The organism is Streptomyces sp., from assembly GCF_036566765.1.
In the GTDB taxonomy this organism is placed as follows: Bacteria; Actinomycetota; Actinomycetes; order Streptomycetales; family Streptomycetaceae; genus Streptomyces.
Genome location: NZ_DATCVQ010000082.1, coordinates 1 through 2,045, shown reverse-complemented (window position 1 = coordinate 2,045; position 2,045 = coordinate 1). Strand labels below are relative to the sequence as shown.

At 70.8% G+C, this 2,045-nt stretch carries 1 protein-coding gene; it reads right to left on the bottom strand.

Annotated features, from left to right (window positions below; all coding sequences use genetic code 11):
• Positions 1-487: 487 nt before the first annotated feature.
• A complete protein-coding gene (locus VIU94_RS04720; RefSeq protein WP_331907841.1) occupies positions 488-1,912 on the bottom strand; it encodes a tetratricopeptide repeat protein in 1,425 nt (474 codons plus the stop codon).
• Positions 1,913-2,045: the final 133 nt, after the last annotated feature.

Here is a 2,045-nt window from a genome sequence, read left to right as displayed (position 1 = left end):
ACGCGTCGTCTCGCCCCTCCCTCCGAACCACGCTACCGGCCGCCTTCGCCCCGCGCCCGGCAGCACCGCAGCACGAGGACCGCGAGGTGTGCGGTGGTTCCGCGGCACGACCGCGGCACGAAAGGAGGCACACACCGGCGAGGGTCGCCGAGGTACGTCACCGGATCTGCTCGACCCGATCGGCGACGAGCTGGAGCATGACCCTGGGCTCCGGCTTGCTGGGATCGACGAGCTGATCGCCCACAACGGCGAGCAGAGCATCGGCTGCGCATTGCGCGGGAGCTGTTCGCTCTCGACCTCGACGATCCCGATCTCCGGCCGGCCTTCTGGCTGGAGCTCAGACGTTCGGCCCAGCCGGTGCCTCCGGCGCGCCGGGTGCCGTGACCCGGGCGCCGTGGGGACGGGCTCCGGGTCCGGTCGTTCCAGGCGGGAGCGGCATCGGCCCAAGCCGAGCAGGGAGGCCGGGCCGGGCGGGGCCGACCCCGTGTCAGATCCGGTCGGACGTGAGGTCTCCGCGCCGGCCCAGTCGGCTTGCCTGATCGCGGGCGACGGCGGCCTGGGTGGCGTCGCCCAGTGAGTCCGCCAGGCGGGCCTTGCTCAGCCAGTTGTACGGGCTGCGCGGACGCAGCGCGGTCCGCTCGCTGATCAGGACACGGGCCATGTCGTGTCGCCCGGACCTCAGGGCCGACTCGACGAGGGTCTTCTGGAGTGCGTCACGCTGGGCGTGGCTGCCTCCGAACTCGTGGAGCCGCCGACGCAGCGGCCACAGCAGTTCCATGACGGTGTCGTCGTCTTCGCGGGCGTGGGCCACCAGTGCCTCGCACACGGGCAGGCCCACGGTCGCGGTCATCGCGTGGTTGGTGACCGCTGTCGTGCCCGGTTCCGCCAGCCAGCGTCGGCGGTCGGCGATCAGCCGTTCCGCCTCCGCGACCCGGCCGGCGCCGACGTAGGACATGACGGCGTGCACGTCGTTGAAGACGTAGAACGGAGGATCGGCCCGCGCGGACCAGGCGTCCGCGAGCGCCTCCCATCGGGGGGTCTGATCGGATCCCGCGAGATGGAAACGCCACAACATGGCCGCCGCGTCGAGGAGTTCCATGGCCAGCCCTCGGGATTCCTCGTTGTTCAGCGCCGTGTCGTAGATGCTGAGCGCGGTGTCGGTGGAGCCCGCCTCCAATGCATAGAGCGCGTAGTGCCACCAGTTGTGGACCGTGAGGAAGTTGCCACTGGACCAGTCCCCGGTCCGCACGTCGAGATAGGCCATGCCCTCGGCGAAGCGGCCCTGCATCTCGTAGGTGTGCACGACGGCATGGATGGCCCACACGTCACGGCGATTCCGTTCGACTGCGGCTGAGCCTGTCTCCCGGGCGTGGGTGTAGTGCCCGGACTCCTCCAGGCCGAAGGCGTACATACCCAGGAGCGGGCCCCGGTGGGGGTCGTCCGCCTCCCAGGCGGACAGGACACCGCCGATCCTGTCGCGCAGCCGCAGGGCATCGCCAGTGAGGAAGTCGAGCTGATGCCCGACGAAGAGCGCGAGCGCGTCTCGCGGGTAGGCCATGGTCAGCTCCTCCAGAAGCACGCTCCCCCGCCGTAGATCGCCCGCGAGCAGGCTTGCGGCGGCAGCCACGTGCAGTCGATCCCGTGGGGGCAGCCTGGTCAGGTCCAGGCCGGCGGCGAAACCGTCGAATCGCCGCCGCGCCGCGGCGGCGTCGGCCGGCTCCGTGCCCAGCACTCCCAGGTAGGCCGCGAACGCCTGTGCGACAGGCGAGACAGGGGCGACCTGGAGCAGGTCGTCGACGGCCCCGACCACTTCCGGGCGGAAGAAGAGCAGGTCCTCCACGGCACGATCCAGGTGCGCGGCCGCCTCTGATGTGCCGTTGTACAAGTCGTGACCGTACCGGTCGTTCGCCAACGCTGATCACCTCGTCACGAGAGCCATACCAACGGATCGGCGCCGCGACGCGGACGCCCCTCCATATGGAGCCAGTCACGGGGCGCCCGGGGACAGTCCCTGAACAGGTGATCCGTCCGGCAACCGGGCGGAG